This is a genomic window from Nocardioides sp., assembly GCF_047607365.1.
Lineage (GTDB): Bacteria > Actinomycetota > Actinomycetes > Propionibacteriales > Nocardioidaceae > Nocardioides.
Map to the genome: position 1 here is coordinate 1 of NZ_JASGDD010000134.1, position 23,821 is coordinate 23,821.

Sequence of the window (23,821 nt, forward strand, 5' to 3'; positions counted from 1 at the left end):
ACGACGCTGGCTCGCGAGAGCGCCGGCTCCGCGCCGCCGCGGCCGGGCACGGCCTCGCCGGCGACCAGCACGTAGACGTCCACGACCGAGCCCGCCCTCACCGACGGCGGCACCTGGTCCGGGTCCACCGAGAGCGGCACCTGCACCCGGCCCTGCTGGTCCAGCGCGCCGAGCGCGGCCACCGGGAGGAGCTCGCCCGCGCCGACCGGCCGCACGACGGTGAGGTCCGCGAGCGACGCCCCCGCCTCGACGTACGCCGTGCGCTGCTCGTCGTCGGCGAAGCGCACCCTCCGGGTGGCGAGCTCGACGTCGCCGATCGACTGCCCGGCGGCGAGGTCGCTCGCGGCCACGTAGACCGCGACGGTGTCGTCGGCGGAGGACATCAGCCGCGCTCCGAGCACGACCGAGACCGCCACGATGGCCACTCCGGCCCACAGTCGGGGGTCACGCCAGCCGGCACGTGACGCACGCACAGCTCGCGGAGCACCGAGCGGCGTGACAAGCCCGAGATTTCTCGCCACGGCGACATCATCACCGCTCAACCGTCGCCATGCCAGGGCCCCGTGAGTTATCCACAAGCAAAGCGAGGCTACGCGGATAGGTTGAGCCCAGATGGTTACATGGAACCCATGCCAGGGAACCCACGCTTCCTGACCCTCGCCGATGTCGCGGAGGTCCTCAACACCTCCAGCGCGCAGGTCTACGCGCTGGTGCGCCGCGGCGAGCTGCCCGCCATCAAGCTCGGCGGACGGGGCCAATGGCGGGTGGAGGCGGCCAAGCTCGAGGAGTTCATCGAGGGGCTCTACTCCGAGACTCGCAGCTTTGTCGACGCCCACCCCTTCGCCGAGGCCGACGCCGACCTCTGACGTGCCCTCGGCGGCCTTCTCGTCGGTCACCGACCAACCCCGGGTCGCCTCCCTCCTCGGCCTTGCCAGAGGCATGTCGGCGAGCTGACGCACGTCGCCGTCACCGGGCGGCGTCGTCCTGGCCGCCGAGGGTGATCTCGACCGTCTTGGTCCTCCCCGCGCTGTTGACGGTGAGCTCGATGGTGTCGCCCGCCTGGTGGGTCCGGATCGCGACGATCAGGCTGATCCCGTCGGTGACGTGGGTGTCGCCGACCTTCGTGACGATGTCGCCCTTGGCCAGGCCGGCCTTCGCCGCCGGCGTGCCGGCGTCGACCGAGACGATCTCCGCACCGTCGCCGCCGGGGTCGTCGCCGCCGGTCTGGACCTTGGCGCCGATGACGGGATAGGTCGCGCGGCCGGTGGCCAGCAGCTGCTGCGCGGTCACCTTGACCTGCTCGATCGGGATGGCGAAGCCGACCCCGATGTTGCCCGCCTCGCCGGCCGTGCCGCCCGCGGTGGCGATGGCGCTGTTGACCCCGACCACCTGGCCGAGGAGGTTGACCAGCGGCCCGCCGGAGTTGCCGGGGTTGATCGCGGCATCGGTCTGGACGGCGTTGATGTAGCTGACATCGTTCTCGCTCTCCCCCGTGGTCACCGGCCGGTTCAGCGCGCTGACGATGCCGCTCGTGACGGTCGAGGAGAGCCCCAGCGGCGAGCCGATCGCCACCACCGACTCGCCCACCCGCAGCGCGTTCGAGGCGCCGAGCGAGGCGGGAGTGATGTCCTTGGCGTCCGGCACGTCCAGCACCGCGAGGTCGTAGACCGTCGAGCGACCGACGATCGTCGCCTTCATCTTGCGGCCGTCGGTGTCCACGACGAAGACCGGGCCGTCATCGGCGGCGGCGTCGGCGACCACGTGGTTGTTGGTGATCACGTGACCGGCGGTGTCGAAGACGAAGCCCGATCCGGTGGCGCCGTCGTCCTGCCCCTGGTACTCCGCGACGATCTGGACCGTCGAGGGCAGCAGCGTCTGGGCGACGTTGACGACGTTCGCGTCCTCGGGGTCGATCGGCGCCTGGCTGATCGTCGCGCCCCCTCCCAAGGACGTGTACGCCGTCGAGCCGTCGTCCTGCGCGCCGTACTCCTCCCACAGCGCGGCCCCACCGGCTCCCGCCCCGAGACCGAGGACCGCCACCGCCGGCCAGGTCCACCAGCTCGGCCGCGCCCGGCGCGGCTGCGGCGGCGCGGGCTGGAGCAGCGGCTGGGTCTGCTCGGGCGTCGGCCAGCTCTGTCGCGGAGGAAGGGGACGGCCCCAGGGGTCCGTCGTCGGCTCATCGCTCACCCGAGCATTGTGCCGCGCGGGGGAAGGTCAGCGGTCGTTGGACGCGGCGGTGGAGGGCGAGACGAAGCTCGAGACCGTCACCGGAGGCTCGATGGTGGGGGCGCTGGCCGGAGCGGCTCCCAGCGCGAGGACGCCCATGACGGCGGCGCCGACCGCGCTCCCGCCGATGGCGGCGAAGGCGACGTTGCGGCGCTGGTGCTCAGGCCCGAAGAACGAGCCGGGCTCGCAGGTCCCGGCTCCGAGCAGCGAGCTCTTGAGACCGTCGGAGGCGGCGGCCGGGTCGTAGGTCAGCCCGGCGAGGCGCCGCTTGAGCCAGGACTCCCGCTCGACGAGGTCACGGCAGGCGTGGCAGCCCGCGACGTGGGTCCAGGCCCGCTCGGTGTCGGCCTCGGAGAGCTGGCCGTCGAGCAGGGCGCTGGCCCGGTCGCCGAGATGCCCGGTGACCGAGAAGCCCGGCACCGAGAGGCGGCGGGTCACTTCGCGCCCCAGCCGAGCACGGAGGCGGGGCCGGAGTAGCGCAGCCGACCGGCCTTGGGCGCCCGGTGGGCGAGGGCGTCGCGCAGCATCGAGCGGCCGCGGTGGATGCGGGAGCGGACGGTGCCGAGCTTGGCGTCGAGGATCTGGGCGATCTCCTCGTAGGCCAGGCCCTCCACGTCGCACAGGACGACGGCGGCCCGGAAGTCGGGCGGGAGCGCCTGCAGCGCGGCCTCGATGTCGTCGTCGAAGCGCTGGTCGGTGTAGGCCGCGTCCGGCGTCGGCATGGTCGAGGCGAGCTTGTCGGTGCGCTCCTCGGAGAGGGCGTCGAAGCGGATCCGCTGCTTGCGCCGCGCCTGGTCGAGGAAGAGGTTGGTGGTGATCCGGTGCAGCCAGCCCTCGAACGTCCCGGGGGTGTAGGTGTCGAGCGAGCGGAAGACCCGGACGAAGACCTCCTGGGTGAGGTCCTCGGCGTCGAGGCGGTTGCCGGTGAGGCGGTAGGCCAGGCGGAAGACGCGATCGGAGTGCTGCTCGACGATCTCGTCCCAGCTCGGGACCTGCGCACTGGCGGCGGGGGCAGCCGGTGAGGTGGCCGTGTCCATGCTCGTCACGCTACGGAGCCTTCCTGAAGGGAGTATGTGAGACACCAACGAAGTTCCGGCTCCCAGTGTTCCAGCGACGCTAGGTTGGTGCACGTGACCGACCCGATCAGTGCCGCGAGCTGGATCTACGCCGACGAGTTCGTCCCCGAGGACGAGGTGCTCTCCGCGGCCCGCGACCGCGCCGCCGCGGTCGGCGTCACCCCGGTCGACCCGGGCGTGGGCGGCGCCTTGCGCTTCGTCGCCTCGATCCTCGGCGCCAAGGCGGTCGTCGAGGTGGGCACGGGCACCGGCGTCTCGGGGCTCTGGCTGCTGCGGGGCATGCGGCCCGACGGCGTGCTCACCTCCATCGACATCGAGGCCGAGCACCAGCGCCTCGCCCGGCAGGCCTTCACCGACGCCGGCATCCCCACCCAGCGCGCCCGCACGATCAGCGGAGCGGCGCTGGACGTCCTGACCCGCCTGACCGACGGGCACTACGACCTGATGTTCGTGGACGCCGACGTGGAGGAGGCCGACGCCTGCCTGACCGAGGCGCTGCGGCTGCTCCGCCCCGGTGGGGTGGTCGCGTTCGCGAACGCCCTCGGGGGCGGCAGGGTCGCCGACCCGTCCCAGCGCGACAGCGCCACCGTCGCCGTACGCGACCTCGGGCGGGCGATCGCGGCGCACGAGGACCTCATCCCGCTGCTGCTCCCGGTCGGCGACGGGCTGCTGCTCGCCAGGGTGGCCGGGTGAGCCCACGCCGGATCGTTGGGGAAGACTAGGCGCGTGCCCACTCTCCACGCGCTCGACCTGACGACCGACGTCGTCACCCTGACGCGCCAGCTCGTCGACATCGAGTCGGTCAGCCGCAACGAGGGGCCGATCGCCGACGCGGTCGAGGACGCGCTGCGCGCCCTGCCGCACCTGCGCGTGCAGCGCTTCGGGAACACCGTCGTCGCCCGCACCGAGCTGGGCCTGGGCGAGCGGGTCATCCTCGCCGGCCACCTCGACACCGTGCCGGTCAACGACAACCTGCCCAGCCGCAGCGACGGCACCTACCTGCACGGCCTCGGCACCAGCGACATGAAGGGCGGCGACGCGGTCATCCTCAAGGTCGCCGCGGCCGTCGGATCGGGACGGGTCCAGCCGACCCGCGACGTCACCTTCATCCTCTACGACTGCGAGGAGATCGAGGCCTCGGCCAACGGGCTCAACCTGCTGTCGCGGAGCCACCCCGAGCTGCTCGAGGCCGACTTCGCGATCCTCATGGAGTCCTCCCGCGCCGAGGTCGAGGCAGGCTGCCAGGGCACGCTGCGGGCCGAGATCCGCACCAGGGGCGAGCGCGCCCACACCGCCCGCGCCTGGACCGGCAGCAACGCCATCCACGCCGCCGCGCCGATCCTCGCGACGCTCGCCGACTACGTCCCGCGCCGGCCGGTCATCGACGGCCTGGAGTTCCACGAGGGGCTGAACGCGGTCGCCGTCTCCGGCGGCGTCGCGGGCAACGTCGTGCCCGACGAGTGCGTCGTGACGGTCAACTACCGCTTCGCCCCCGACCGCTCCGAGGAGGAGGCGCTCGCCCACGTGCGCGACGTCTTCTCCGCGTACGACGTCGTGCTGACCGACTCCGCTCCAGGGGCCCTTCCGGGCTTGGATCGCCCGGCGGCCCGGGAGTTCCTGGAAGCGGTTGCGACTCCGGTGGGCCCCAAGTTCGGGTGGACCGACGTGGCCCGGTTCAGCCTGCTCGGGATCCCGGCCGTCAACTACGGCCCCGGCGACGCGACGTACGCGCACCGACGAGACGAGAAGGTGCTCATCTCCCGCATCGAGACGTGCGAGCGCGCCCTGCTGGCCTGGCTCGGAGGCGCAGCATGAGGGGCAGCTTCAACGGCCCGCGGCCCAGCGAGCGACGGCCCGGCACGACGGCCGACCAGCGGCTGCTGGAGAGCCGCGGCGCGGCCGGCTGGCACCACACCGACGCGTGGCGGGTGATGAAGATCCAGGCCGAGTTCGTCGACGGGTTCGACGAGCTCGCCGAGCTGGGCCCGGCGATCTCGGTCTTCGGCTCGGCGCGCACCCCGGTCGGGCACCCGTACTACGAGCTCGGCGTCAAGGTCGGCAGCGCCCTCGCCCAGGCCGGCTTCGCGGTCATCACCGGCGGCGGCCCGGGCGCGATGGAGGCGGTCAACAAGGGCGCGCTGGAGGCCGGCGGGCAGTCCATCGGCCTCGGCATCGAGCTGCCCTGGGAGGCCCGGCTCAACGACTACGTCAACGTCGGGCTGGACTTCCGCTACTTCTTCGTCCGCAAGACGATGTTCGTGAAGTACTCCCAGGGCTACATCGTGATGCCCGGCGGCGTCGGCACGCTCGACGAGCTGTTCGAGGCGATCACCCTGGTGCAGACCCAGAAGATCAACCAGTTCCCGATCGTGCTCATGGGCGTCTCCACCTGGACCGGCCTGATCGACTGGATGCGGGACACGATGCTCGCCGACGGACGGATCAAGGAGAGCGACCTCGAGATGCTCACCCTCACCGACGACGTGGACGAGGCGGTCGAGCTCATGATCCGCGCCCGGGACGCGGACTGAGGAGGTGAGCGGATCATGATGTGGGTCTTCGCCATCGTCGTGGTGCTCCTCATGGGCGCCGTCGCCGTCGTCGCGGCCGGGCACGGGGAGCCGATGTCGTCCGCGCACTCCGACCGGCGCGACGTCCTGGTGCCGACCGATCGACGCCTCGACGCCTCCGACCTGCGGGAGGTGCGGTTCACCGTGGGGGCGTTCGGCTACCGCACCGACGAGGTCGACGCCCTGCTCGCCCGGCTCGCCCGCGAGCTGGACGCGCGGGACACGCCGCCTCCCGCGCCCGAGGAGCCCGAGGACTCCGAGGATCCCGACGGCGCGCTGCCGGAGGAGCCCGCGGCCGAGAGCCCGGACGCGGAGGACGCCGCGGATGAGGCGACCCCCGCCGGCGAGGGCTAGCATCGCGCCTCATCGTGCCTGAGTTCACCACCCCCCTCACCGTCACCCTCGTCCTGAGCCTCCTGGCCGGCGTGGTGGTGCTGCTGACCCGTCTGCGCCTGCGCCGCACCCATCCGAGCGTCGCGCTCGGGCTGCACACCGTGGCGGGCACGATCGGCTTCGTGCTCTGGCTGGTCTTCGTGCTGGCGACCAGCGACGCCGACTGGCGCTCCCTCATCGGCGTGGGCGGCCTCGGCTGCTGGTGGGTGGTCGCGATCTGCGGCCTGGTGATCCTGGTGCGCTGGAAGCGCAGCGGCAACCGCGGCAAGCGGGCCGCGACCCACGTCTCACCCGCCGCCGACAGCTGGTCGCGCGGCCCCTGGCTCTCGGTCCTCGCCCACGTCGGGATGTTCGTGACGGTCGGGTGGTTCACCCTGGCCTACGTGACGAGCAGAATCTGAGAGCGTGTTCGAGAACTCGGCGTCGGGCTCCGCGTCGTCCGGTGTGCGTCCTGGCAAGGCGGAGGAGGGAGCCATGCCGGAGGCATGGCGACCGACGACAACGCGGCCAGGGCGTGCGGGGGGCCGGGCGGAGCCGGCGGCTCCGAGTTCTCGACCACGCTCTGAGAGCGTGGTGAGGTCCCTGCTCGCCGCTCTCGTGCTCAGCGCCACCCTGCTGGCGCCGGTGGCCGAGGGCGGGCCGGCAGCGTCCGCCGCGACCAGCAGCACCAGCACGACGAGCGTCGTGATCGGACACTCGGTGAAGGGGCGGGCGATCCGGGCGTGGCACCTGGGCGGCATGGCGGGCGAGGGGCCCGTCGTCGTACTCATGGCGGCGATGCACGGCGACGAGACCGCGCCCACCCGGATCCTCACCGCGCTGCGGCGCGGGGGCCCCATCGTCGGCGCCGACGTCTGGATCGTCCCGACGCTCAACCCCGACGGTCGTGCTCGGCACCGTCGCTGGAACGCCCACGGCGTCGACCTCAACCGCAACTTCCCGACATCGTGGATCCGGCAGACCGGTCGCTACGACTCGGGGGCGACGGCCGGCTCGGAGCCCGAGACCAAGGCGGCGATGGCCTTCCTGCGCAGCGTCCGGCCCGACTACGTCGTGAGCTTCCACCAGCCGCTGAACGGGGTCGACACGCTCACCAAGTCGCAGGCGATCGGCAAGCGGATCGCCAAGGCGCTGGGGCTGCGACGCAAGGCGTTCACCTGCAACGGCGGCTGTCACGGCAATCTCACGCAGTGGTTCAACGCGCACTTCTCCGGCACCGCGGTGACCGTCGAGCTCGGCGCCCATCCGTCCTCGGCCTTCCTGCGCCGCACGGCTCCCACGGCGCTGCTGCGGGTCTTCGACGCCCATCGCTGAGGGACCGTCCGGCCATCGCTCGGAGCGCGCGGCACCGCAGGTCGCGAGCGTGTTCCGCGATGTGGGATCATGGAGGACCGATCCGGAGGATCAGGTCCCCCAGTGCAGAACCCGGCAGAGCCCAGACAGGAAGAGGTCGCAGAGATGGCGGCGATGAAGCCACGCACCGGCGACGGTGAGATGGAAGTCACCAAGGAAGGCCGTGGATACGTCATGCGGATTCCGCTCGAGGGGGGCGGCCGTCTCGTGGTCGAGCTGAACGCCGACGAGGTCAACACGCTCGGCGACGCTCTCAAGGGCGCCCTTGCCTGAACTCCCCCCGCAGGTCACGCCCCCGGCCGTCACGCTGGACGGACGCGACCCGCACCTCATCGGTGCGGAGATCATCGCGCTGCCCGTGTCGGCCGAGGGCGACTCGTGGGTCCTCGGGCCGGGCGCGGCCGCCGTCGCCGAGGAGCTCGACCTCCTGGGCGTGCTCGAGTCCGAGCGCGCGACCGGCAAGGCGGGCGAGGTCATCGCCCTGCCCGTGCCGGGCGGCACGCCCGTGAACCCGTCACTGCGCCGGGTGCTGCTCGTCGGCATCGGCAGCGGGACCGGCGACGACTTCCGTCGTGCCGGCGCCGCGCTGGCCCGCGCGGTCCGCGACCGCTCGACGGTGCACACGACGATTCCCGCGGCCGACCCGTCGGTGGGCCTCGAGCCCTTCGTCGTCGGGGTGGTGCTGGCCTCCTTCTCCTTCGACTGGCGGGCCGCCGGCCCGGCGTCGCACCCGGTGGAGAGCGTGGTGCTGAGCGAGCTCGGGCCGACGTACGTCGTCGACCGCGATCGTGCGCTCGCCATCGCCCTGGCCGGCTGGCGGGCGCGGTTCCTCGCGACCGTCCCCTCCAGCGTGAAGTCGCCCGAGTGGCTCGCCCAGCAGGCGCGCGACGTCGCCGCGTCGGCCGGCCTCGAGATCGCGGTGTGGGACGAGAAGGCGCTGGCCCGGGAGGGCTTCGGCGGCATCCTCGGCGTCGGGCAGGGCTCGGCCAACCCGCCGCGCTTCGTCCGGCTCGACTACGCCCCGGCGAAGACGACCCGCAGGACGCCGCACGTGGCGCTGGTCGGCAAGGGCATCACGTTCGACTCCGGCGGCTACAACATCAAGCCCGGCGAGGGCATGTCGACGATGAAGCGCGACATGACCGGTGCCGGCGTGGTGCTCTCGGTGATGGGGGCGCTCGCCGCGCTCGACGTCCCGGTCAAGGTGACCGGGCTGCTCTGCATCGCCGAGAACATGGTCTCCGGCTCGGCGATGCGGCCGGGCGACGTGCTGCGGCACTACCCCGGCGACGACTCCGCGCGGACGTCGGAGGTCACCAACACCGACGCCGAGGGGCGTCTCGTGCTGGCGGACGGGCTGTCCTACGCCGTACGCGAGATCAAGCCGGACGTGCTGCTCGACGTCGCCACGCTGACCGGCGCGGTCAAGGTCGCGCTGGGGCAGCAGGTCGGCGGGCTCTACGCCACGACCGACGCCCTCGCCGCGGCATTGTCGGCCGCCGGCGCGGAGACCGGCGAGGCATGGTGGCGACTGCCGCTCGCCTCGGTCTACGAGGAGAAGCTCGCCTCCAAGGTCGCCGACGCCGACAACAGCGCCGGCTCCCCCGGATCGATCACGGCCGCGCTCTTCCTGCAGCACTTCACCGGCGGGCTGCCCTGGGCCCACCTCGACATCGCCTCGGTGGGCGACGCACCCGCCGACCGCGACGAGTGGACCCCCGGCCCGACCGGCTGGGGCGCGCGCACGCTGCTCACCTGGCTCGCCGCCGGCGCCCCCGCCTGACCGCCGAGTGGGGCCTCCCCTCACCTCGAGTGGGGCCTCCCCTCACGCGAATAGGGGCTCTCCTCACGTCGAGTGGGGGCTCCCGTCTGCTTCGCCGCCTCAAAGGCCCCATTCGGGCTGAGGGCAGGCCCCACTCGGGGTGAGGGGAAGCCCCACTCGCGTGAGGGGAAGCCCCATTCGAGGTGAGGGGCGGCCCTTCTCGGTCAGGCGCGGGTGAGGGTGATCGTCGCCTTGTCGCCGTCCCCGACGGCGACATCGCCGGTGGTCGAGTCGCTGACGCCGTACGACGTCGCGAGGGTCTCGCGGGCGATGAGCTCGCCATGCGTGGTGGCCGCCTGACGGACCGCCTCGCCACCGCCGATGACCAGGCTGATCCGGTCGGAGACGTCGAGGCCGGCCTCCTTGCGGGCGTTCTGCACCGCGCGGATGAGGTCGCGGGCGAGGCCCTCGGCGGCGAGCTGGGGCGTGACGACCGTGTCCAGCACGACGAAGCCACCGCCGGGCAGCATCGCCACGGCCGCGTCGTCCGACGCGGCACCCGCGACGGTCTCGAGGGCGTACTCCCCCTCGACCAGCACCAGGCCGCCGGCGGTGACCGTGCCGTCCGCGGCGACCGACCAGTCGCCGGACTTCGAGCCCTTGATCGCCAGCTGCACGTCGCGGCCCAGACGCGGGCCGGCCGCGCGGGCGTTGACGCTGAGGCGCTGCTCGACGCCGTACTCGGCGGCCTGGGGAGAGGACGCGTCGAGCACGGTCACGGACTTGAGGTTGAGCTCGTCGGCGACGAGCTCCTCGAACCCGCCGAGCGCCGCCCCCACGACCGTCAGCCCGGCCAGGGGCAGGCGGTTGCGCAGGCGTCGCGCCTTGCGCAGGGCGGAGGTGGTCGAGCAGACGTCGCGCACGGCGTCCATGGCCGCCACCAGCGCGTCGTCGCCCGGCAGCTCCGACACGAGCGGCAGGTCCGCGAGATGCACCGAGCGCTCACCGGTGAGACCGCGCCAGATCTCCTCGGAGACGAGCGGCAGCAGCGGCGCGATGGTCCGCGTCGTCACCTCGAGCACGGTGTAGAGCGTGTCGAAGGCGTCGCGGTCCTCGGACCAGAACCGCTCGCGGGAGCGGCGGATGTACCAGTTGGTCAGGATGTCGATGAGCTCACCGGTCGCCTCGCACGCCTCGGCGATGGCGTAGGCGTCCATCGCGGTGGTGTAGGTCCCGACGAAGTCGCGCGTCTTGGCCAGGATGTAGCGGTCCAGCGGATCCGACGACGACGTCGACCAGGAGGCGTCGATCCCGGCGGCGTTGGCGTACAGCGCGAAGAAGTACCAGCTGTTCCACACCGGGATCATCACCTGACGCACGGCGTCGCGGATGCCCTGCTCGGTGACGATGAGGTTGCCGCCGCGCAGGATCGGCGAGGCCATCAGGAACCACCGCATCGCGTCGGCGCCGTCGCGGTCGAAGACCTCGGAGACGTCGGGGTAGTTGCGCAGCGACTTCGACATCTTGTTGCCGTCGGAGCCGAGCACGATGCCGTGGCTGATGCACGACTGGAACGCCGGGCGGTCGAAGAGCGACGTCGCCAGGACGTGCAGCGTGTAGAACCAGCCGCGGGTCTGGCCGATGTACTCCACGATGAAGTCGGCCGGGAAGTGGTGCTCGAACCACTCCAGGTTCTCGAACGGCACGTGGCTCTGCGCGAACGACATCGAGCCGGAGTCGAACCACACGTCGAGCACGTCGGCGACGCGCCGCATCGTCGACTGACCGGTCGGGTCGTCGGGGTTGGGCCGGGTCAGGTCGTCGACCCACGGCCGGTGCAGGTCGCGCTCACCGGCGGCATTGAGGGGCAGCGCGCCGAAGTCCCGCTCGAGCTCCTCGAAGCTCCCGTAGACGTCGACACGGGGGTACGCCGGGTCGTCGGACTTCCACACCGGGACCGGGGAGCCCCAGAAGCGGTTGCGGGTGATCGACCAGTCGCGGGCGTTCTCCAGCCACTTGCCGAACTGGCCCTCCTGGATGTGCTCCGGCGTCCAGCGGATCTGCTGGTTGAGCTCGAGCATCCGCTCCTTGAACGCCGTCACCTCGACGAACCACGACGAGACGCCCTTGTAGATCAGCGGCTGGCGGCAGCGCCAGCAGTGCGGGTAGGAGTGCTCGTAGGACTCCTGCCGCACCAGCACCGTGCCCGGCGTGACCGAGCCGCCGTGACCCTTGAGGTCGGCGATGATCGGCTTGTTGGCGTCGAAGACCAGCTGGCCGGCGTACTCGAGGACGGGGGCGGTGAAGCGGCCGTCCTTGCCCACCGGCATGACCGCCTCGATGCCCTCGCGGTCGGTCACCTCCTTGTCGATCTCACCGAAGGCGCCGGCGGTGTGGACGAGCCCGGAGCCGGAGTCGGTGGTGACGGCGTCGTTGGCCGCGACGACCCGGAACGCGTTGGCCCACCCGTCGTAGTAGGAGAAGGGCGGCGTATAGGTCAGCCCCACCAGGTCCGCCCCGGTGCCGCGCCACACGACGGTGGGCTCGTCGGCGTCGGGGAACAGCTCCCTCTTGTACGCCGGCACCCGAGCGGCCGCGAGGAGGTAGCGCTCCACCGACCCGGTCGGCCCGTCGGACTCGACCGCGACGTACTCGATCTCCTCGCCGACCATCACCGCGAGGTTGCTCGGCAGCGTCCACGGGGTCGTGGTCCAGATGAGGAGCTTGGCGCCGCGCAGGGGACCGTCCGAGGTGACGTCGTACCCGACGGTGACGGCGGGGTCCTGGCGCATCTTGTAGACGTCGTCGTCCATGCGCAGCTCGTGGTTGGAGAGCGGCGTCTCGTCGTTCCAGCAGTAGGGCAGGACGCGGAAGCCCTCGTAGATCAGGCCCTTGTCGAAGAGGGTCTTGAACGCCCAGATCACCGACTCCATGAAGGTCGGCGTCATGGTCTTGTAGTCGTTCTCGAAGTCGACCCAGCGCGCCTGGCGGGTGACGTAGTCCTCCCAGACGTCGGCGTACTTCATCACGGAGGCGCGGCAGGCGTCGTTGAAGACGTCGATGCCCATCTCGGCGATCTCGTCGGTGGTGGTGATGCCGAGCTGGCGCATCGCCTCGAGCTCGGCGGGCAGGCCGTGGGTGTCCCAGCCGAAGCGGCGCTCGACGCGACGGCCCTTCATCGTCTGGTAGCGCGGGACGATGTCCTTGACGTAGCCGGTGAGCAGGTGGCCGTAGTGCGGCAGCCCGTTGGCGAACGGCGGGCCGTCGTAGAAGACGAACTCGTTGCTGCCGTTCTCGCCCGCGGGGCGGTGGTCGACCGAGGCCCGGAAGGTGCCGTCGTCCTTCCAGTAGGCGAGGACCCGCTCCTCGATCTCCGGGAAGCGCGGGCTCGCCGGCACGCCGGCGCCGTCGCGCTGCTCGTTCGTGGGATCGGTGGTGACCTTGGGATAGGTCATGGCGGGCTCCTGCGGGTCGGTCTCATCTGGCCGCAGGGGCGACGTGAGCCGCGGTACCACCCTGCTTGCCGACGTCACGCCGACCACTCGAGACTGCTGTGACGGGCTTACCCGTGGGGTTCTAGTGAGGCCGGTGCCGCTGACCCGTTCTTCCCCAAGCTCGCCGCTGATAACGGCTCGGACGCTGTGTGCGAAAGTCTAGGTCATGAGCGAGCTGGCCACCTACCGGGATTACCTCGACCACTACCGCTCGACGCTCCTGCGCCAGGCCGAGGGGCTCACGCCCGAGCAGCTCGCGGCCCGCTCGGTGCCGCCGAGCGACCTGTCGATCGGCGGCCTGGTCCGCCACATGGCCCGGGTCGAGCACTACTGGTTCCGGATGGTGCTCGACGAGCACCTCGACGAGGAGCGCCTCGACAGCGACGACCCGACGGGCGGGTTCCACCGCATCGAGCCGACGCAGGCGTCGGTGGACGAGGCCCTGGCCCGCTTCCAGGAGTGGCGCGCGTACGCCGACGGCACCCTCGACCGCCTCGCCGGCGCCGACCTCGGCGAGCTGCGCACCGACCGCCACGGCGAGACCGCGCCGATCCGGGACGTCCTCGTGCACATGGTGGAGGAGTACGCCCGGCACTGCGGCCACGCCGACCTGCTGCGCGAGGTGCTCGACGGCACGACGGGACTGTGACGTCGGCCTCGTCGGCCGGACCGCTCTCTGAGCGTGGCCTGAGGGATCCCTGAGAGAACTCTGGGCGACATCGGGGGCGTTTCGGGGCTTTTCCCGATGCGTTCCGTCGGTGGCGCATGCTGGAATGCCGCCATGCATCTCTCCGTCGCCGGCAAGCTGACCGGTCGCATCTCGAAGTGGGTCGTGCTCGTCGCGGTCGTCGTCGCCGTCGCCGGCCTGACCGGGCTCGGCTCAAAGCTCGCCGACGTCAAGGACAACCAGGCCTCGTCCTGGCTTCCCGGATCGGCCGAGGCGACCAAGGTCGCCGACGAGCTCAGCAAGGCGATCGACCCGAACGACATCCCCACCCTCGTCACCTACTACCGCAAGGGCGGCCTCACCGAGGCCGATCTCGCCGAGATCGAGGCGCAGGGCGCCGAGATCGCCAAGGTCAAGGGGATCACGGCCGCCGGCGTCCTGACGCCGGCGAAGGCGGCGGCCGCCGCGGCCCAGGGCGCGAACGTCCCGACCCTGGTGTCCCCCGACGGCGAGGTGGCCTACAGCTACTTCACGATGAACCTCGGCAAGGACGGCTGGAACAAGCTCAAGGATCCGATCACCACGATCTCCGACGAGACCAAGATCGACGGCGTCACCACCTACCTCGGCGGCGCCGGCGGCCAGGCCTACGACTTCATCAACTCCTTCGAGGGCTCCAACACGACCCTGCTCGGCCTGACCTTCCTCGCCGTGCTGATCATCCTGTTCGTCACCTACCGCAGCCCGGTCCTGCCGTTCCTGCCGCTCATCACCGCCGGCCTCGCGCTCCAGGCCTCCAACGGCGTCATCTACCTCTTGGCGAAGTACGCCGGCCTGACGGTCAACGACCAGAGCGAGTACATCCTCGGCATCCTCGTGATCGGGGCCGGCACCGACTACGCGCTGCTCCTCACCGCGCGCTATCGCGAGGAGCTGCGCAACCACCAGGACCGGCACGAGGCGATGGCCTTCGCCCTGCATCGTGCGGCGCCCGCCATCATCGCCTCCGCCGCGACCGTGGTGATCGGCCTGATGTGCCTGGGCCTCGCCCAGCTGAACAGCACGGCGAGTCTGGGGCCCGTGCTCGCCGTCGGCGTCGCCGTGACGATGATCATGATGCTCGTTCTCTACCCGGCGATCCTGGTCATCCTGGGCCGCTGGATCTTCTGGCCGCAGCGACCCAGGTTCGGCTCCGCCGAGCCCACCGCGACGGGGTTCTGGTCCAAGATCGGCACGCGCGTGCAGCGCAGGCCCCGGGCGGTGTGGCTGGTGACCGGAGTGCTGCTGCTCGTCGCCTGCGCGGGCCTCGGCCAGCTCAACCCGGTGGGTCTCAACAGCAAGGACTCCTACACGACGACCTTCAACTCGATCAAGGCGCAGGAGCTGCTCGCCGACCACGGTCTTGCCGACAACTCGGTCACCCTCCAGGTGGTGGCCGACACGGACAAGATCGGCGACGCGACGGCAGCCCTGACCGGTGTCGAGGGCGTCGGCAGGGCGACCGATCCGATCGCCGTCGGCGACGGTCGCTCCTACGTCGAGGCGTCGATCCCGGACGACCCGCTCTCGCCGAGCGCCTTCGACAAGGTGAAGGCGGCCCGCTCGGCCGTCCACGCGATCGACGGCGCGGACGCGAAGGTCGGAGGCATGCCGGCGGTCTACTACGACACCAACGAGGCCTCCGCCCACGACTCGAAGCTGATCATCCCGATCGTGCTGCTCGTCGTGCTGCTCATCCTGATCCTGCTGCTGCGCGCCCTGGTCGCCCCGGTGATCCTCATCGTCACCGTGGTGCTCTCCTTCGCCGCCTCCCTGGGGATCTCGGCCCTCGTCTTCCGTCACGTCTTCGGGTTCGCCGGCACCAACACCGACTTCCCGCTCTTCGCGTTCGTCTTCCTCGTGGCGCTCGGCATCGACTACAACATCTTCCTGATGACCCGCGTGCGGGAGGAGTCGGCCACGCTCGGGACCCGGAGGGGCTCGCTGGTTGCGCTGGCCTCGACCGGCGGCGTGATCACCTCCGCCGGCATGGTGCTCGCCGTGACGTTCGCCGCGCTCGGCACCCTGCCGTTCGTCTTCCTCGCCGAGCTCGGCTTCGCGGTCGCCCTCGGCGTCCTTCTCGACACGATGATCGTCCGCTCGGTCCTGGTCACGGCCATCAACCTCGACCTCGGGTCGAAGATCTGGTGGCCGAGCAGGCTGGACCGCACAGAGGCCTGATCGGGGTTTCCGGGCACAGCGAGGAGTACCGATAAAGTCGGTCCCCGTGACCACTCGCAGTGCCTGGGGCTTCGCCCTGACGACGTACGCGGCCGACAACTCGGTCCTGGACGCGTGGTTTCCCACGCCCGAGCTGGGCGAGGCGCCCGAGGACGTCAAGCCGGCGCCCGAGCTGCTCGCCCTGGCCGGATCGGACGCGCTGCGCCGGGTCGAGACGCACGTCGAGCTGGTCAGCATCGACCTCGACGCGGCGCCGACCACGACGCCCGACGTCTGGCTGCGGCTGCACCTGCTCTCCCACCGTCTCGTCGAGCCCCACGGGGTCAACCTCGACGGCCAGTTCGGCCTGCTGGCCAACGTCGCGTGGACCTCGGAGGGACCGTGCAGCGTCGAGGGCTTCGAGCTCACCCGGGCGCGACTCAAGGCCGCCGGCCGTACGGTCGCGGTCTACGGCGTGGACAAGTTCCCGCGGATGGTCGACTACGTCCTGCCGACCGGCGTCCGCATCGCCGACGCCGACCGGGTCCGGCTCGGCGCCCACCTCGCGCCGGGGACGACCGTGATGCACGAGGGCTTCGTGAACTTCAACGCCGGCACGCTGGGCGCCTCCATGGTGGAGGGCCGGATCAGCGCCGGGGTCGTCGTCGGCAACGGCTCGGACATCGGCGGTGGCGCCTCGATCATGGGGACCCTATCGGGCGGCGGCAAGCAGGTCATCTCGATCGGCGAGCGCTGCCTGCTCGGCGCCAACTCCGGCCTGGGCATCTCGCTGGGCGACGACGCCGTCGTCGAGGCCGGGACCTACATCACCGCGGGCACCAAGGTCACCCTGCCCGACGGCTCGACGACCAAGGCCCTCGAGCTCTCCGGCGCCTCCAACATCCTCTTCCGCCGCAACTCCGTGACCGGTGCCGTCGAGGCCGTCCCGTGGCAGGGCGAGGGCATCGTCCTCAACGAGGCCCTCCACGCCAACTAGGCGACCGACCGGCGTGCGCCGTCTTCTCACCGCCGTCGTGGTCGTCGCGTTCCTCGCCGCGGCGGCGACCGTCGCGTGGCGTGAGCTCGGCGACAAGGCGGCCACGCTGCTGCCCGACGAGTGCATGGCCGTGGTCGGCTCCGGCGAGAGCCAGCTCAAGGCGCGGGTCAATCCGGAGCAGGCGCGCAACGCCGCGCTGATCGCGTCGATCTCGATCAAGCGTGGGCTGCCGGCCCGCGCCGCGACGATCGCGCTGGCGACGGCGTACCAGGAGTCGAAGCTCTACAACCTGAACTACGGCGACCGCGACTCGGTCGGGCTCTTCCAGCAGCGGCCGTCGCAGGGGTGGGGGTCGCGCACGCAGCTGCTCGACGAGACCTACGCGACCAACGCGTTCTACGACGCGCTGGTCAAGGTCGACGGCTACGAGACGATGGAGATCACCGTCGCGGCCCAGAAGGTGCAGCGCAGCGCCTTCCCCAACGCCTACGCCGACCACGAGGAGGGCGCACGGGCGCTCGCCTCGGCGCTGACCGGGCAGAGCGCGGCAGCCTTCTCCTGCCGGTTCGGCAAGGTCAAGGCCGGCAGCGTCGCCACGGTGCAGAGCCGGCTCGTCTCCGCCTTCGGCGCGTACGCCGGCACGCCGGTCATCACCGGCGGGCAGCTCACCCTCGACGTGGCTCAGGACACCACCGGCTGGGCGATCGCCCAGTGGACCGTGGCCCACGCCAATCGGCTCGGCGTCGCGAGCGTGAAGTTCGACGGCCTGGTGTGGAGCGGCGGCGAGAGCTGGCGCGCGACGACCGGGACCGACCGCCAGGTCGTGGTGACGGTCAAGCGGTCAGACGCCTGACCGCGGCATCACCGTGTCAGTCGGTCGACCGCGAGGTCGACGCGCTCGTCGGTGGCGGTGAAGGCGATCCGGACGTGCTGGGCGCCGGCCACGCCGTAGAACTCCCCCGGCGCCGCGAGGATGCCGTGATCGGCCAGCCACGCGACGGTGTCCCAGCAGCTCTCGCCTCCCGCCTCCGCGATGCGCCGCGACCAGAGGTAGAGCGACGCCTCGGAGTGGTCGATCGTGAACCCGGCCGCCTCGAGCGCGCCGCGCAGCTTGAGCCGGCGGGCGGCGTAGCGCTCGGCCTGCTCGGCCGCGTGCTCGTCGTCGGCGAGCGCCGCGACCATGGCGACCTGCTGCGGACCGGGCATCTGGAGGCCGAGGTTCTTGCGGACCGCGAGCAGCTCGCCGACCACGGCGGGGTCGCCGGCGACGAAGGCGCAGCGGTAGCCCGCGAGGTTGGAGCGCTTGGAGAGCGAGTGCACGGCCAGGATGCCGTCGTGCGAGTCGCCGCAGATGTCGGGGTGGAGCACCGAGACCGGCTCGGCGTCCCAGGCGCACTCGATGTAGCACTCGTCGGAGACGAGCAGGGTGCCGCGCTCACGGCACCACGCCACCACCTTGCGCAGGTGGTCGGGCGGGAGCACGCGGCCGGTCGGGTTGGACGGGCTGTTGATCCACAGGATCCTCGGCGTCTCGGGCCCGATGCCGGTCAGGGAGTCCGTGGCCAGCCCGCGAGCGCCGGCGAGCTTGGCCGAGACCTCGTAGGTCGGGTAGGCCAGCTCGGGGTAGACGATCAGGTCACCGGCCCCCACGCCGAGGTGCAGCGGCAGCGCGGCGATGAGCTCCTTGGAGCCGATCACCGGGAGCACGGCGTCGAGCGTCAGGCCTTTCACGCCGTGGTTGCGGGCCAGCCAGTCGATCGCGGCCTGCCGCACCTCCGGCGTGCCCACGGTGAGCGGGTAGCCGGGGTTGTCGGCGGCGTCGACGAGCGCCTGCTGCACGACCAGCGGAGTGGGGTCGACGGGGGTTCCGACCGAGAGGTCGACGATCCCCCCGGGGTGCGAGCGCGCCTTCTCGGCGTACGCGGTCAGCTTGTCCCAGGGAAAGTCCGGAAGCCTCGTCGAGACGTCGTACAACGGCCGATCCGGATCAGTGGTCGGTGTTCTGCGGCGGCAGGCCCTCGACGTACGCCTGGTCCTTGTCGATCACGCCCATCTTGGTCGCCCCGCCCGGCGATCCGAGGTCGTCGAAGAACTTGACGTTGGCGTCGTAGTACTCCTTCCACTCCCCCGGCACGTCGTCCTCGTAGTAGATCGCCTCGACCGGGCAGACCGGCTCGCAGGCACCGCAGTCGACGCACTCGTCGGGGTGGATGTAGAGCATCCGCTTGCCCTCGTAGATGCAGTCGACAGGGCACTCGTCGACGCAGGCACGGTCCTTGACGTCCACACACGGCTGGGCAATGACGTAGGTCATGGGCGTCACTTTAGTCTGTCGCGGTGCCCTCCTCCGCGTTAGGTCCATCTGTTGTCGGGACGCGCGTGGTGGTGCGCCGTCTGGTGCCCGGGGAGCTCGGCCCGACCGGTGGTCCGGCCTTCACCGACGTCCTCGGAGTGTGTACGTCGTGGGGCGACGGCGTCTGCGTCGTGCAACCGTCCGCGGGGCCTCCCGTGTCGATCCCGCTCGACCTGATCGTCTCCGGGAAGCCGGTCCCGCCTCGCCCCTCGACGCGGCTGCGGGTGAGCGCCCGCGAGGCCGAGTCGCACGCGGCGCCGATCTGGCCGGGCGTCGAGAGGGTCCCGCTGGGCGAGTGGGAGTTGCGCTCGGACCCCCGTCCGCTCGGCCGACTGGTCAAGCGGGCCAACTCCTGCCTGGCCATGGGCTCGGCCGCTGCGCCGTTCGAGGCGGCCGTCGAGACCGTTCGAGACTTCTACGTGTCGCGGGAGCGGCCCGTCATGGTGCAGGTCGAGGCGGACTCGTCCATCGAGGAGGCGTTCCGCGAGGCTGGCTGGACCACGCTCGAGCGAGGTGAGGCGTCGTTCCGGCTCGTGTCGACGGCCCGCCTCAACCGCGGGCTCTCAGCGTCACCTGATGACGCTGAGAGCCCGCGGTTGGACGTGAACGGGCAGACGGCGACCGCGGCGCTGCCCCACGCCCACGGCCGAGCGACGCTCGACGGCGACTGGCTCGGCCTCCATGACCTCCACGTCGACCCCGCCCACCGTCGCCAGGGCCTCGCCCGCCGGGTCGTCGCGGAGCTCGCCGCGTGGGGGGCGGAGCAGGGCGCCCGGACGACGTGGCTGCACGTCGAGACCGACAACGCCCCCGCCCTGGCGCTCTACGACAGCCTCGGCTTCCTCACCCACCACACCTGCCGCTACCTCACTCCTCCCTGAGCCAGGGTCGGCGGATCAGGGTCGCCTGCCTCGGGGCCGGCTCCAGGACGGAGCCCTGCACCGGAACTCCAGCGCCCGGCGAAGCGTCTGACTCGCTGTGAAGGTCGTCGACCCCGCCGGTCAGGTCTGGCACGTGCACCGCCGGTGGCTGCCGTGGGGACCGAGAGCCGCCGGCGTCGCACGAGGCACCAGCCGATGGGTGAATCTCGGGGACGCGGTCTCCGGCGCCGGCGACGACATCATCGGAGCCATCGGGTTCTTCGTGCTCGGCCTGCTGCTCGCGGCCCTGACGCCGGTGATCCTTCTGGCCCTCTTCACCGGGATCGAGTTGCTCCTGCTGCTCGCCGTGCTGCCGTTCGCCCTCGCCGGACGGATGCTCTTCGGCCGGCGGTGGTGGGTGCAGGTGCGCCGCGGCTGGCGCCTCACCAGCGAGGAGATGGTCGGCGACTGGACCGCCAGCGGTGCCCGCGTCCGCGAGCTCGCCAACCAGATCCGGCTGACCCCGCCGATCCAGCCCGCCCAGGTGCCGGACGCCTAGCTCGGGGACTTGGTCGTGCCGGTGCAGGTGACCTGGTCCTGCGGGATGTAGGTGGTGTGGAAGTTCTCGGTCTTCGCGACCGCCTTCTCCCCGACGTGGTGGAAGTAGCGCTTCACGTCGACCTGGAAGCCGTTGGCGCCGACGGTGGTCTCGCAGTTGCCGCCGCTGATCTTGCGCTTCTTGAACGGGGTCGAGGCGTAGCGGGCGCTCGTCGTGGTCGTGATGTCCCAGACCTTCGTGGACCACATCGAGACCGTGACGACCCCCTGGCTCGACGGCGTCGACGGCGTGACGACGGAGCGGATGAGGACGCCGTACTTCGTGTCGTTCTTGAACTTCAGGTCGACCGAGCCCCAGGCGACGGTGGCCTCGCGGCCGACGGGATAGCGCGAGATGTAGAGCGAGTGCGGCTTGTGCTCGACGTCCTGCAGACCGGCGAAGAACATCGCGTTGAAGGTGGTCGTCGCCATCTGCGAGACGCCGCCGCCGAGGTCGGCCTTGAAGACGCCGTCCTGGATGGTCCAGCCCTCGGTGAAGCCGTTCTCCCTCGTCCGCTCGCCGACGACGCCGTTGAGGCTGAACGTCTCACCCGGCTTCAGGATCGTGCCGTTGACGATCTCCGCGGCGCGGCCGATGTTGGTGTTGCGGTACTCGGCATAGGGGAAGTACGTCGTGAAGCTGCTGACCTTCTCCTTGATCCCCCACGACTCGGCCTCGGCGGTGGAGATCTCCGGCTCGGCCACCGTCGCCTCGATGGTGCCGGTGCGCCCGGCGCCCGACGCGGTCAGCAGCGACTGGAACACCGAGAGCGCCTGGGCCGGGTCGTAGCTCACGCCCGGCTTCGCCGCGACGACCCGCGGCTTGCCGTTCTTCAGCACGACCGTCGCGTCGACGGGCGCGTCGTCGCGACCCGCGGTGCGATCCTGGAGCAGGGCGTCGAAGGCCGTGGCGTCGACGGCGAGCGCGAGGGCGCCGTTCTCGGCCTTCATCGAGAGCGCCGACGCGTAGTCCTGGGGCTGCAGCACCACCGGCGAGTTGCCGAACTGGAGCGTCACCGGACCGGACATCGCGGGGTTGGCGACGTCGGTGACGGCGCTCTGCACGTCGCTGTCGTCGATGTCGGGGACGTCGTCGCCGACCTCGAGCTCGACCGTCTGGGCGCCCGCGCCGGCGATCGCGGCCTCGATCGCGGACAGCAGGTCGTCCTTCGCGACGCCCTTGCCGACCACGGCCGCCGTGGTCTGGACGCCGTCGGTCCCGAACGTGACCGCGCCGTCCTTCTTGGCGGTGCCCACGGCCTCGTTCACCTTCGCGACCACGGCGTCGAGCGTGGTGTCGTCGACGGTGAAGACGGGCTCGACCTCGGAGCCGCTGGTGTAGTGGTTCCACAGGTCCCGCGGGTCCCAGGTGTCGCCGACGCCGGCCTGGTCCACGGTGGCGGCGACGTCGAGGGCGACGCCGGAGGTCGCCGGGTCGACCTTCGCCTTCTTCGAGCCCACGGTGACGGTGAAGGCAGCGGGGGTGCCGAGCTCGTCGGCCAGCTTCCGCTCGGCGGCGGCGCGGGTGAGGTTGCCGAGCTGTACGCCGGCCACGCTGGTGTGCTGGGGAAGCTTCCCGTCCGCGAAGGCGTACGCCGCCGCCCAGCCGCCGCCGACGATCGCGACCAGGCCGAGCACGACCGCGAGGAACGCGCCCACAGCCCGTCCGCGGCGCGGCTTCGCGCCGTCGTCGTCGCTCAGGTCGAGCGGCGGGCGCACCGCGGTGTCATCGTCGTCGGCGTCGTCCGAGAAGAGGTCCCCCACGGCGTGGACCCTACAGTCCGGGACTGTGAGGTCCGGCGCGCCGCTCAGAGCGTGTTCGAGAACTCGGCGTCGAGCTGCGCTGGCGGGGCGGAGCCGGCGGCTCCGAGGTCTCCAACACGCTCTCAGAGACCCGCGAAGAGATCCTCCTCGAACCCGCCGGGACCGACCGGGCCCTGCGTGCCGACCGCGAGCCGGTAGCTCTCGATCGCGAACGCCGAGGCGCCCTGGCTGTTGGCCATGGAGAAGAACGGCCCGTCGGCGGCGATCTGCGTCGCGTGCGCGCGCAGGGCGTCCATCTTCTGCTCGAAGAAGGCGGTGCCGTCGACCTGCGCGGCGATCGCGTCGTCCTCGACCGCGAACCACGGCGGCGGGCCGTCGGGGTCGATGTCGCCGAACGGCAGCTCCGCGCCCTCCGCGCGCGCTGCTCGGATGCCCTCGCGGATGCCGGACCACGCCATCGCGTTCCAGTAGACCTTCGAGATCGTCCAGGGGTCCCCCAGGTCGCGACGGTACGACGGCACCCCGGCCAGCTGGGCGGCGTACATGCCCACGCGGTGGGCCTGGATGTGGTCGGGGTGGCCGTAGCCGCCGAACTGGTCGTAGGTCACCAGCACCTGCGGCCGGACCTCACGGATGATCGCGACGAGCTGGTCGGCGGCCTCGGTCAGGTCGACCTTGGAGAACGCGTTGTCGGGGGTGTCCGGCGCCGCGACGGCGTGGCCGTCCTCGTGCCAGGCCATGCCGGAGTCGCTGTAGGCGCCGAAGCCGCCGAGGAAACGGTGATCGGTCACGCCCAGGGCCTTCATCGCGGCGGCGAGCTCGTCGCGGCGATGCGGCCCGAGGGCGTCCTCGCGGCCCCAGGCGAGGTGCTCGAGCTCGGGGACGAGGACCTCGCCCCGCTCACCGGCGTTGCTCGTCACGAGCGTGACCCCCACGCCCTCGCTGACGTAGCGCGCCATGGTCGCGCCGTTCCCGATCGACTCGTCGTCGGGGTGGGCGTGCATCAGCAGGAGACGCTTGTCCGGAGTGCTCACTCCCCCGATCCTAGGCCGGGACCCAGGTCGGGGCGCTTGACCCGCTTCGGCGCCGTGGGCAGGACCAGGGGCGGCAGCGACGCGGGTGGCTCCGGCACGTCCAGCCACCCGTCGTACTCCTCCACGAGCAGCTCCAGGACCAGGTCGGGGGCATCGGTCGTCACGACCCAGGGATGGTCCTCGTCGTCGTCCTCGCCCTGGAACCGCTCGCGGCCGAGCGCCGCCTCCCAGCCCCCGGACACGAGGCGGGCGTGCGCGGCACGGGCGTCGTCCTCGTCGAAGAAGACGCCGCGCGGCTGCGGCTGAGACTCCACGAACGGTGAGAATAGTGCCGTGAGCCTGCACCTGAGCCGGAGCGAGGAACGCACCGCCGACATCGGGCGCCTGGCCGCGCACCTCGAGGCGCTCGGGGGCGGCCGCGTCGGGGTCGCGGGGGTCCTCGCCGACCTCGACCGTCGGGCTCGCCGAACGCTGGC

At 71.5% G+C, this 23,821-nt stretch carries 24 protein-coding genes and 1 pseudogene; 15 read left to right on the forward strand and 10 right to left on the reverse strand.

Annotation, left to right across the window (positions count from 1 at the left end; genetic code table 11):
- Nucleotides 1-425: pseudogene (locus QM572_RS10765) on the reverse strand (hypothetical protein); the annotation flags it as partial.
- A gap of 204 nt (nt 426-629) precedes the next feature.
- Between QM572_RS10765 and QM572_RS10770 the strand changes: the two are divergent.
- Nucleotides 630-866 carry a helix-turn-helix domain-containing protein gene (locus QM572_RS10770; RefSeq protein ID WP_415092900.1) on the forward strand — a complete coding sequence of 79 codons (237 nt, stop codon included), beginning with the start codon at nt 630-632 and terminating at the stop codon, nt 864-866.
- Nucleotides 867-966: 100 nt separating this feature from the next.
- Here the strand turns inward: QM572_RS10770 and QM572_RS10775 are convergent, their stop codons facing one another.
- From QM572_RS10775 to sigE, 3 genes are read right to left on the reverse strand one after another with little or no spacing between them, the layout of a single operon-like run.
- Entirely contained in the window at nt 967-2,187 is a 1,221-nt protein-coding gene (locus tag QM572_RS10775; protein WP_415092902.1) for a S1C family serine protease, read from the reverse strand.
- 27 nt (nt 2,188-2,214) lie between these two features.
- Complete coding sequence (locus tag QM572_RS10780) at nt 2,215-2,664, reverse strand: anti-sigma factor family protein (RefSeq protein ID WP_415092904.1); 450 nt, start codon at nt 2,662-2,664, stop codon at nt 2,215-2,217.
- Nucleotides 2,661-3,263 (reverse strand): RNA polymerase sigma factor SigE, encoded by a 603-nt coding sequence (gene sigE / locus QM572_RS10785; RefSeq protein WP_415092906.1) that lies wholly within the window; start codon nt 3,261-3,263, stop codon nt 2,661-2,663. The genes QM572_RS10780 and sigE overlap by 4 nt, the downstream gene beginning before the upstream one ends.
- A gap of 93 nt (nt 3,264-3,356) precedes the next feature.
- On the opposite strand from sigE, the gene QM572_RS10790 reads away from it, so the two are divergent.
- The 8 genes from QM572_RS10790 to QM572_RS10825 all read left to right on the forward strand — a co-directional run bounded on the left by QM572_RS10790 (nt 3,357) and on the right by QM572_RS10825 (nt 9,401).
- Nucleotides 3,357-3,995 (forward strand): O-methyltransferase, encoded by a 639-nt coding sequence (locus QM572_RS10790; protein WP_415092908.1) that lies wholly within the window; start codon nt 3,357-3,359, stop codon nt 3,993-3,995.
- A gap of 33 nt (nt 3,996-4,028) precedes the next feature.
- Nucleotides 4,029-5,117: a succinyl-diaminopimelate desuccinylase gene (gene dapE, locus QM572_RS10795; RefSeq protein ID WP_415092910.1), complete on the forward strand. Its 1,089-nt coding sequence runs from the start codon at nt 4,029-4,031 to the stop codon at nt 5,115-5,117.
- Nucleotides 5,114-5,833, forward strand: a complete 720-nt coding sequence (locus QM572_RS10800) for a TIGR00730 family Rossman fold protein (RefSeq protein WP_415092912.1) — start codon at nt 5,114-5,116, stop codon at nt 5,831-5,833. Before dapE ends, QM572_RS10800 begins: the two co-directional genes overlap by 4 nt.
- Nucleotides 5,834-5,848: 15 nt before the next feature.
- Nucleotides 5,849-6,226 (forward strand): DivIVA domain-containing protein, encoded by a 378-nt coding sequence (locus tag QM572_RS10805; RefSeq protein ID WP_415092914.1) that lies wholly within the window; start codon nt 5,849-5,851, stop codon nt 6,224-6,226.
- Between the two features lie 14 nt (nt 6,227-6,240).
- The gene (locus QM572_RS10810; RefSeq protein ID WP_415092916.1) at nt 6,241-6,666 is read left to right on the forward strand and encodes a hypothetical protein; all 426 of its coding nucleotides are present in this window, start codon (nt 6,241-6,243) and stop codon (nt 6,664-6,666) included.
- Nucleotides 6,667-6,835: 169 nt separating this feature from the next.
- Nucleotides 6,836-7,579, forward strand: a complete 744-nt coding sequence (locus QM572_RS10815) for a M14 family zinc carboxypeptidase (RefSeq protein ID WP_415092918.1) — start codon at nt 6,836-6,838, stop codon at nt 7,577-7,579.
- Nucleotides 7,580-7,723: 144 nt separating this feature from the next.
- Nucleotides 7,724-7,891: a DUF3117 domain-containing protein gene (locus tag QM572_RS10820; protein WP_415092920.1), complete on the forward strand. Its 168-nt coding sequence runs from the start codon at nt 7,724-7,726 to the stop codon at nt 7,889-7,891.
- Nucleotides 7,884-9,401: a leucyl aminopeptidase family protein gene (locus tag QM572_RS10825; RefSeq protein ID WP_415092922.1), complete on the forward strand. Its 1,518-nt coding sequence runs from the start codon at nt 7,884-7,886 to the stop codon at nt 9,399-9,401. Before QM572_RS10820 ends, QM572_RS10825 begins: the two co-directional genes overlap by 8 nt.
- Before the next feature lie 203 nt (nt 9,402-9,604).
- Here QM572_RS10825 and ileS read toward each other — a convergent pair whose 3' ends face one another.
- Nucleotides 9,605-12,835: an isoleucine--tRNA ligase gene (gene ileS / locus QM572_RS10830; RefSeq protein WP_415092924.1), complete on the reverse strand. Its 3,231-nt coding sequence runs from the start codon at nt 12,833-12,835 to the stop codon at nt 9,605-9,607.
- A 205-nt stretch (nt 12,836-13,040) separates the two neighbouring features.
- Here ileS and QM572_RS10835 point away from each other — a divergent pair, with 205 nt between their 5' ends.
- The 4 genes from QM572_RS10835 to QM572_RS10850 all read left to right on the forward strand — a co-directional run bounded on the left by QM572_RS10835 (nt 13,041) and on the right by QM572_RS10850 (nt 17,590).
- Complete coding sequence (locus QM572_RS10835) at nt 13,041-13,523, forward strand: DinB family protein (RefSeq protein ID WP_415092926.1); 483 nt, start codon at nt 13,041-13,043, stop codon at nt 13,521-13,523.
- A gap of 132 nt (nt 13,524-13,655) precedes the next feature.
- Entirely contained in the window at nt 13,656-15,761 is a 2,106-nt protein-coding gene (locus QM572_RS10840) for an MMPL family transporter (protein ID WP_415092928.1), read from the forward strand.
- Between the two features lie 46 nt (nt 15,762-15,807).
- The gene (gene dapD, locus QM572_RS10845) at nt 15,808-16,737 is read left to right on the forward strand and encodes a 2,3,4,5-tetrahydropyridine-2,6-dicarboxylate N-succinyltransferase (RefSeq protein WP_415092930.1); all 930 of its coding nucleotides are present in this window, start codon (nt 15,808-15,810) and stop codon (nt 16,735-16,737) included.
- Nucleotides 16,738-16,750: 13 nt separating this feature from the next.
- Nucleotides 16,751-17,590 (forward strand): hypothetical protein, encoded by an 840-nt coding sequence (locus QM572_RS10850; protein ID WP_415092932.1) that lies wholly within the window; start codon nt 16,751-16,753, stop codon nt 17,588-17,590.
- Between the two features lie 8 nt (nt 17,591-17,598).
- Here the strand turns inward: QM572_RS10850 and dapC are convergent, their stop codons facing one another.
- Together dapC and fdxA are read right to left on the reverse strand one after the other, a co-directional pair.
- Nucleotides 17,599-18,711 (reverse strand): succinyldiaminopimelate transaminase, encoded by a 1,113-nt coding sequence (gene dapC, locus QM572_RS10855; RefSeq protein WP_415092934.1) that lies wholly within the window; start codon nt 18,709-18,711, stop codon nt 17,599-17,601.
- Nucleotides 18,712-18,724: 13 nt separating this feature from the next.
- On the reverse strand, nt 18,725-19,051 hold the full coding sequence (gene fdxA, locus QM572_RS10860; RefSeq protein ID WP_415092936.1) for a ferredoxin: 327 nt from the start codon (nt 19,049-19,051) through the stop codon (nt 18,725-18,727).
- Between the two features lie 65 nt (nt 19,052-19,116).
- Here fdxA and QM572_RS10865 point away from each other — a divergent pair, with 65 nt between their 5' ends.
- A complete protein-coding gene (locus tag QM572_RS10865) occupies nt 19,117-19,971 on the forward strand; it encodes a GNAT family N-acetyltransferase (RefSeq protein ID WP_415092938.1) in 855 nt (284 codons plus the stop codon).
- A gap of 199 nt (nt 19,972-20,170) precedes the next feature.
- Nucleotides 20,171-20,509 carry a hypothetical protein gene (locus QM572_RS10870; RefSeq protein ID WP_415092940.1) on the forward strand — a complete coding sequence of 113 codons (339 nt, stop codon included), beginning with the start codon at nt 20,171-20,173 and terminating at the stop codon, nt 20,507-20,509.
- Here the strand turns inward: QM572_RS10870 and QM572_RS10875 are convergent.
- The 3 genes from QM572_RS10875 to QM572_RS10885 form a co-directional block, all read right to left on the reverse strand.
- Entirely contained in the window at nt 20,506-22,311 is a 1,806-nt protein-coding gene (locus QM572_RS10875) for a VanW family protein (protein ID WP_415092941.1), read from the reverse strand. The genes QM572_RS10870 and QM572_RS10875 overlap by 4 nt on opposite strands.
- 122 nt (nt 22,312-22,433) lie before the next feature.
- Nucleotides 22,434-23,345, reverse strand: a complete 912-nt coding sequence (mshB, locus tag QM572_RS10880) for an N-acetyl-1-D-myo-inositol-2-amino-2-deoxy-alpha-D-glucopyranoside deacetylase (protein ID WP_415092942.1) — start codon at nt 23,343-23,345, stop codon at nt 22,434-22,436.
- Nucleotides 23,342-23,659, reverse strand: coding sequence for a hypothetical protein (locus QM572_RS10885; RefSeq protein ID WP_415092943.1), 318 nt, complete (start codon nt 23,657-23,659; stop codon nt 23,342-23,344). Before QM572_RS10885 ends, mshB begins: the two co-directional genes overlap by 4 nt.
- Nucleotides 23,660-23,821: the final 162 nt, after the last annotated feature.

What these genes read in the sequence shown, in the direction of transcription:
- QM572_RS10800 (WP_415092912.1), top strand. Translation starts at nt 5,114, where the DNA reads ATGAGGGGCAGCTTCAACGGCCCGCGGCCCAGCGAGCGACGGCCCGGC.
- QM572_RS10820 (WP_415092920.1), top strand. Translation starts at nt 7,724, where the DNA reads ATGGCGGCGATGAAGCCACGCACCGGCGACGGTGAGATGGAAGTCACC.
- QM572_RS10770 (WP_415092900.1), top strand. Translation starts at nt 630, where the DNA reads ATGCCAGGGAACCCACGCTTCCTGACCCTCGCCGATGTCGCGGAGGTC.
- QM572_RS10805 (WP_415092914.1), top strand. Translation starts at nt 5,849, where the DNA reads ATGATGTGGGTCTTCGCCATCGTCGTGGTGCTCCTCATGGGCGCCGTC.
- fdxA (WP_415092936.1), bottom strand. Translation starts at nt 19,051, where the DNA reads ATGACCTACGTCATTGCCCAGCCGTGTGTGGACGTCAAGGACCGTGCC.
- ileS (WP_415092924.1), bottom strand. Translation starts at nt 12,835, where the DNA reads ATGACCTATCCCAAGGTCACCACCGATCCCACGAACGAGCAGCGCGAC.
- sigE (WP_415092906.1), bottom strand. Translation starts at nt 3,263, where the DNA reads ATGGACACGGCCACCTCACCGGCTGCCCCCGCCGCCAGTGCGCAGGTC.
- QM572_RS10840 (WP_415092928.1), top strand. Translation starts at nt 13,656, where the DNA reads ATGCATCTCTCCGTCGCCGGCAAGCTGACCGGTCGCATCTCGAAGTGG.
- QM572_RS10835 (WP_415092926.1), top strand. Translation starts at nt 13,041, where the DNA reads ATGAGCGAGCTGGCCACCTACCGGGATTACCTCGACCACTACCGCTCG.